We start from the raw sequence: 5342 nt of genomic DNA, 5'->3' as shown, positions 1-5342 counted from the left end.
TCCGTCGGTCGTGACCGCCGAGCGCGTGCTGCAGGCGACCGAGGTGCACGAGGCCACGGGCATGACGCTGCTCGAGGGGCCCGTGTTCGGCCCCGACGGCGGCCTCTACGTCGTCGATGTCACGGCCCCGCCCGGCGAGGGCAAGGTGCTCCGGATCGACCTCGACGACGAGAGCGTCGAGCCGGTCTGGACCGACGACTCCTCCGCCCTCACCTCGGCCCAGTTCGGGGCGGACGGGCGCCTGTACGTCACCGACTTCCTCGGCGGCGCGATCCGGAGCATGACGGCCGACGGGGAGGACGTGCGCGAGATCGCCGGGGGACCGGTGGACGGCGTGCCGATGCAGCCGGACGACCTCGATTTCGGTGCCGACGGCGCCCTCTACGTCGCCGACGCGGCGGGGGCGCAGGACCCGTACTGGGAGGCGTCCGGACGCGTCGTGCGCGTCGATCCGACGACCGGCTCGGCATCGGTGCTCGCCGACGAGCTGCCCTCGCCCAACGGCATCGCCTTCTCGCCCGACCACCGCGAGCTCTGGGTCAGCATGAACACGGGCAACCGGATCGACCGCCTCACGTTGACCGGAGACGGCACCGAGGTCGCCACCGCGTTCCCGGCGATCCACGCCTCGCCCGGGATCGGCCAGCTCGACTCGATCGCGGTCGACGCCGACGGCAACCTCTACGTCGGCCTGCACAGCCGACCGGAGATCCTGGTCTACGACACCTCCGGCGCCCTGCTGCAGACGGTGACGGTCGCGGAGTCGGGAGTGAGCTCAGCCACGAACATCGCGATCCGGCCCGGCACGACCGAGGCGTACGCGACGATCAGCGGCGCGGACGGCGGCTACGTGCACACGTTCGAGGCGCTCGCGGAGGGGGTGCCGGCGCGCTGATCGGCGTCGACCGGATGCCGGTCCTCCCGCGCGCTGGCGTACGGTCTCGGCATGGACACCTCCCGCATCTGGCGCTCGGTCTCGGGCGAGGGCGATCCGCTGCTCGCCCTGCATCCCGGCGGCACCGACTCCCGCTCGATGGCGCCGCTCCTCGAGAACCTGCCCGACCACCGCTGGGTCGTGGTCGACCGGCCGGGGCACGGGCGCTCGCCGGACGTCGACGGGGAGTGGAGCTTCGTCGATGCGGCCGACGCGGTGGCGGCGGTGCTGGACGAGCTCGCGCTCCCGCCCGCGCACGTCGTCGGCTGGAGCGACGGGGCGATCGTCGGGCTGCACCTGGCCCTCCGGCGGCCGGATCTCGTGCGGACGCTCGTGGTCGGCGGCGGGGTGTTCCACCGCGACGGCTGGCGCGAGGGCGTGCTCGGCGGCGAGCCGCCGGAGTTCCTCGGCGACGCCTACGCCGAGCTGTCGCCCGACGGGCGCGAGCACTGGCCGGTGGTCGTCGCGAAGGCCGCGCGTCTGCACGAGGTGGAGCCCTCGCTCGCTGTCGAGGACCTCGCGCGGCTCGACCTGCCCGTGCTCGTGGTGGCCGGCGACGACGACGAGGTGCGGTTCGAGCACCTGGTCGAGATGTACGAGGCGCTGCCGGACGGCGAGCTGGCGATCCTGCCGAGAGCGACCCACGGCGCGCTCGTCGAGAAGCCCGATCTGCTGGCGCGGCTCATCCGGGATCTGCACCACCCGCTCGGGAACGGAGTGGCGCCGATCCGGCGTCGCTGACGTCCAGCGTCCGCCCACCGCCGTCGGTGATGCTCGCGGGATGACCGTCACCGTGCCCGACGCCCTCGTCCCGCTCGCGCTCCGGCTCGCCCGCGCGAACCGCACGTTCGTGACCGAGGACGGGGCCCAGCGGCGGATCCGCGAGGCGGAGCTGCGGCCGGCGCCGTACGGGCCGCCCGCGCGACTGGCGTCCGGGATCCGCGTGGACGTCGAGCACGTCGACGGGTGGCCCGTGTACACGCTGGTTCCGCGGGGCCGCGTGGTCGGAGGGACGGTGTACGCGCACGGCGGCGGCTGGGTCAACGAGATCCACCCGCAGCACTGGCGGCTCGCGGCCCGCATCGCGGCGGAGGCGTCGATCGCCGTCACGCTGCCGATCTACCCGCTGGTGCCGTTCGGCACCGCTCTCGAGGCGCGCGACGGCATGCTCGCCCTGGTGCGCAGAAGCCTGGAGCGCTACGGACCGACCTGCCTCGCGGGCGACTCCGCCGGCGGGCAGATCGCGCTGTCGACGGCACTGGCGCTCCGCGACGAGGGCGTGGTGCTGCCGCGGACCGTGCTGATCTCGCCGGCGCTCGACCTCTCGTGGAGCAACCCGCGCATCCCGGAGGTGCAGCCGACCGATCCGTGGCTCGGCACCCCCGGCGGCCGCGTACTCGCGGAGCACTGGCGCGGGGAGCTCGACCTGCTCGACCCCGCGGTGAGCCCGCTGTTCGGGGAGTACGCGGGGCTCGGGCCGCTGACCGTGTTCACCGGCACCCGCGACGTGCTGAACCCGGACGTGCACCTGCTGGCGGAGAAGGCCGCGGCGGCCGGAGTGCCGTTCGAGCTGCACGAGGCCGTCGGCCAGCTCCACGTCTACCCGCTGGTGCCCACGCGCGCCGGCCGCAGTGCGGCGCACGACGTGATCGAGGCCCTGAGCCGCGCGGTGCGCCAAGCAGACCTGCAGAAGTGAGGCATCAGCGGATCGACGCGATGCGCGCCTTCCCAGCGAGCACGTCACCGACCGGTCGCGGTGGCCGCGGTGTGATCACGCGGGCTCTGCGGTGCGGCGAGACCTCGCCACAAGACTGTGTGGGACATGTGCTGCTCGACCAGGTCGGGCAGTAAGGGAAGTCCGCCCTCGCCTCGATCGAGGATGTCGTCGAGAGACGCGACCGCGTCGAGCACTGAGCGCGGATCGAACTGTCCGGCGAGGCGCTTCGCCTTCGCGCGGACGTTGTTGGGTGTCGGGCCCGCATCGATGAGCGAGTGGTTCCAGAGGCGGCTGTGATGGGCGCACCTGTTGCGCAGGTAGACCAGAGCTCGCACACGGGAGGCGAAGCCCGACCGGGCAGCACCGAGCCGAGCTGCCACCTCTGCGGACAGCGCTCCTCCGTCTCCGCGCTCGATGCACTTCGACAACGTGCCGAACGACCAGGCCTCCACGGCCGACCACACCGGCAGCTCGTCGAAACGTGTGGCTCCGGTGGAGTCCGTGTACCGCAGGATGTGCCGCTCCCTGCTCCGCTCGATGTCCCTCAGGCACGACTCGGCAGTCGGCTGTGCGCTCGGCGCGTCCGTGTAGAAGCTCGTCTCGAGGTAGGTGCGGTAGGGACCGTGGATCTCGGCGATCGTCTGAGCTGTCCGGCTCCTCAGAAGCAGCTCCGCACGAGCCAGCCGACCAGTGAGCGTTTCGCGGAGGAGCGCGTCCGCGTCGTAGACCGCCCTCACCGCCTCGAACGTGCTCCCGTCTTGGAAGCGGTCGTCTCCGCGGTGGGGTGCGTGCTGGAAGTACCGGAGGTATCCGGAGAACCGGTAGTAGCCCTGCACGTCGAGGAAGCGGGCGCAGGCATCCGGATCGGCGATCTCGAGACCGCGGTCGAGGAGGAGGCGCACGAGCTGCGGAGGCGTGAGGCCGGGCTTGAGGCCCACGTCGGCCTCCTCGGGACAAAGAAAAGGCCCCTCCCATGTGAGCATCGTGGAGAGGCTTGGGAGGGGGTCGATTGACTCCAGGCTATCAGCGGCGCGAGGGCGATGGCGGGATGGCGCCGGACGTCGCGCGGTGCGCCGGGCCGGCCAGCAGAAGTAAGGCTGAGCGGTGCGGTTCGGCGCTGATCCGCGCGATCCGACCGCTCAGCCTTGGTCCTGCAGCCCGTCACGATCCCTCCTGCTGGTCGAGCAGCCCCGGAGGGGCGTCTCGAGACCCGCGTTCGCCGGAGGTCCGGGTGAGGGGGATCTCGATACGCCCGCTGCGCGGGCTACTCGATCAGCAGGGGAGGCGGGTGTCAGGCGCCCCAGCTCGACTGAGTGCCGCCGACGCGCTCGGCGGCGAGCTGCTCGGCGCGGCCCGACGCGGCGTACTCGCGCATCGGGTCCGCGGGTAGGCCGCGGGTCTCGCGCCAGGCGGCGAGGGCCGGGCGCACGTCCGAGTAGAAGGCGTCCATCAGGATCCCGTTCGCGCCGAGCACGTCGCCCGCGAGCTGCGCCTTCTCGAGCTCCGCGCGGTCGACGAGCAGCGCGCGCGCCGTCATCTCCTGCACGTTCAGCACCGAGCGGATCTGGCCGGGGATCTTGTCCTCGACGTTGTGGCACTGGTCGAGCATGAAGGCGACGGGCGAGTCGGGGCCGTAGCCGCCTCCGCGCACCACCTCGAAGAGGATCCGGAACAGCTGGAACGGGTCGGCGGCTCCCACGATCAGGTCGTCGTCGGCGTAGAAGCGCGAGTTGAAGTCGAACGAGCCGAGCTTCCCGAGGCGCAGCAGCTGGGCGACGATGAACTCGATGTTGGTGCCCGGGGCGTGGTGGCCGGTGTCGAGGCAGACCAGCGCGCGGTCGCCCAGCGCGGCCACGTGCGCGTACGAGGTGCCCCAGTCCGGCACATCCATGTGGTAGAACGCGGGCTCGAAGAACTTGTACTCGAGCACCATCCGCTGCTCGGCGCCCAGGCGCTCGTAGATGGTCGCGAGGGAGTCGGCGAGACGGTCCTGGCGGCCGCGGATGTCCTGCTGGCCGGGGTAGTTCGAGCCGTCGGCGAGCCAGATCTTGAGGTCGCGCGAGCCGGTCGCGTCCATGATGTCGATGCAGGCGAGGTGGTGGTCGATCGCCTTCTGGCGGATCACCGGGTCGGAGTGCGTGAGCGAGCCGAACTTGTAGTCGTCGTCCTGGAAGGTGTTGGAGTTGATGGTGCCCAGCGCCACGCCCTTCGACGCGGCGTAGTCGCCGAGCGCCGAGTAGTCGTCCACCTTGTCCCACGGGATGTGCAGCGCCACGGTCGGCGCCAGTCCGGTGAGCTCGTTCACGGTGGCCGCGTCCGAGATCTTCTCCTCGATGGTGCGGGGCGTGCCGGGAGTGGCGAACACCTTGAAGCGGGTGCCGGCGTTGCCGAAGGCCCACGAGGGCAGTTCGATCGCCTGCTGCTCGAGCTGGGCGAGGACGTCGGGGGTGAGTTCGGTCACGAGGCGTGTCCTTCTGCGAGAGGGGTGGGAGCGGCGTCGAGCGCCGCGAGCTGGTCCTCCAGGTGGAAGACCTCGGTCAGGGGGAGGAAGCCCTCGTCCGGCGCGCCGTCGAGGTCGACGAAGAACTCGCCCATCTCGGCCTGCCAGCGGGCGTTGACCTCGGTGCGGGCCATGGCGGCCTGCGCGTCGACGATCGAGGGCGTCTCGACGTAGCCGATGAGCAGCCCGTC

6 protein-coding genes are annotated in these 5342 nt (G+C 71.8%); 3 read left to right on the top strand and 3 right to left on the bottom strand.

The window, feature by feature from the left end; genetic code table 11:
* The 3 genes from ASF46_RS15245 to ASF46_RS15235 form a co-directional block, all read left to right on the top strand.
* On the top strand, positions 1-895 hold an 895-nt coding region (locus ASF46_RS15245; protein WP_162240190.1), incomplete at its 5' end, for an SMP-30/gluconolactonase/LRE family protein.
* Between the two features lie 51 nt (positions 896-946).
* Positions 947-1675 (top strand): alpha/beta fold hydrolase, encoded by a 729-nt coding sequence (locus tag ASF46_RS15240; protein WP_056868321.1) that lies wholly within the window; start codon positions 947-949, stop codon positions 1673-1675.
* Between the two features lie 40 nt (positions 1676-1715).
* On the top strand, positions 1716-2630 hold the full coding sequence (locus tag ASF46_RS15235) for an alpha/beta hydrolase fold domain-containing protein (RefSeq protein WP_056868320.1): 915 nt from the start codon (positions 1716-1718) through the stop codon (positions 2628-2630).
* Positions 2631-2674: 44 nt separating this feature from the next.
* On the opposite strand, the gene ASF46_RS15230 is transcribed toward ASF46_RS15235, so the two are convergent.
* The 3 genes from ASF46_RS15230 to ASF46_RS18905 all read right to left on the bottom strand — a co-directional run.
* On the bottom strand, positions 2675-3634 hold the full coding sequence (locus ASF46_RS15230; protein ID WP_056868319.1) for an Abi family protein: 960 nt from the start codon (positions 3632-3634) through the stop codon (positions 2675-2677).
* A gap of 308 nt (positions 3635-3942) precedes the next feature.
* Positions 3943-5112: an L-rhamnose isomerase gene (rhaI, locus tag ASF46_RS15225; RefSeq protein ID WP_055789668.1), complete on the bottom strand. Its 1170-nt coding sequence runs from the start codon at positions 5110-5112 to the stop codon at positions 3943-3945.
* Positions 5109-5342: L-rhamnose mutarotase (locus tag ASF46_RS18905; protein WP_157602668.1), on the bottom strand; the 234-nt coding region annotated here is incomplete at its 5' end. The genes rhaI and ASF46_RS18905, both read right to left, overlap by 4 nt.

This window comes from Rathayibacter sp. Leaf296 (assembly GCF_001423045.1).
GTDB classification, from domain to species: Bacteria; Actinomycetota; Actinomycetes; order Actinomycetales; family Microbacteriaceae; genus Rathayibacter; species Rathayibacter caricis.
The sequence above is the reverse complement of the archived record's forward strand: the minus strand, read 5'-3'. Positions and strand labels throughout refer to the sequence as shown.